The 1109-nt window shown below is 69.1% G+C and carries 1 protein-coding gene; it reads right to left on the bottom strand.

From position 1 onward, the window contains the following. Window positions 1-155: 155 nt before the first annotated feature. Window positions 156-788 carry a hypothetical protein gene (locus tag HYE82_RS36685; RefSeq protein WP_179178546.1) on the bottom strand — a complete coding sequence of 211 codons (633 nt, stop codon included), beginning with the start codon at window positions 786-788 and terminating at the stop codon, window positions 156-158. Window positions 789-1109 lie beyond the last annotated feature (321 nt).

Raw genomic sequence — 1109 nt, 5'->3', positions numbered from 1 at the left:
GCGGCCGCCCGTGGCAGAGAAGCGCCCCAGATCGCTACGCGCTCCTCTTGCTCGGCGACTGACCGCCGCCCGAGGCGGGAAGCGCCCCAGAGCGCTACGCACGGCGGCAAGGTCGGCGGGCCCCGCATGGGATGGCCAAGGCGGGATGGGATGGGTCAGTGGGAGGTCTCGTAGCGGGCCACGCGGTCGGAGACCGAGTTCAGCAGGGGGGTGAGGCGCTCGACGAGGCGCTGGTAGTCGCGGGTGGCGCCGTCCGACCACTGGCCCAGCCCGACCACCATGGCCCGACCCTGGCCGGTGAACGACTGCACCATGCCGCTGTCCGGCGGGAGGGTCTTCAGACCCGACGCCGGCGGCGGGGCCTGTGCGCCCACCTGGTAGTCCATGGGCGCCGAACCGAGCCGGGTCACCAGCATCACGGTGTCCACCGGGTCCTTCATCGTGAAGACGGCCAGGTTGAACTGGTTGTTCTTGGCGTCCTTGTACAGCGCGACCTGCTCGCCGACGCATCCCTTGCCCTGGGCTATGTAGTCGGCGAGGAGCGGTCCGACCGAGTCCGGTTCGGTGCACGACTTCAGTGCCACCGCGCCCACCTTCGTGTACGTACCACCGGCAGGGTCGGCCACCTGGTCGGGGAAGGCGTCGGCCAGCCCGATCATGGGCCGGTCCACCACGGAGGGCGAGGGGGCGGCAGCCTTGGGCACATCGACGCTCTCGTCCGGGGCGGGCCGCAGGACGAAAAAGACCACCGCGGCGACCACCAGGCCCAGGGCCACGTTCAGGACCAAGGCCCTCTTCCGGAATCCGCCTTCAGGCGTCGTCTCTCTCACCCCGACACCCTAGTGATCAACCCCGAGAGATTGAATATGCGCACGTCACAGCCTCATCACGAGACGCATCCAAGCGCCGCGACAGCAGCCACCACACTCCACAGACCATCCGAAACGGAACATGCATACCCGACCGCCCATGACTTCCGAAGACCGCCAGTCGCCAAACCGACCGCAGCACGTGGTGATCTGACGCGTCACCAACCCCGGACGGCCGTCAGCTGCCGACCTTGCCGCCGTGCGTAGCGCTCTGGGGCGCTTCCCGCCTCGGGCGGCGGT

Source organism: Streptomyces sp. BR123 (assembly GCF_013401435.1).
Classification (GTDB): Bacteria; Actinomycetota; Actinomycetes; order Streptomycetales; family Streptomycetaceae; genus Streptomyces.
Note: the sequence above shows the minus strand (reverse complement) of the source record. Positions and strands in the feature narration are given on the sequence as shown.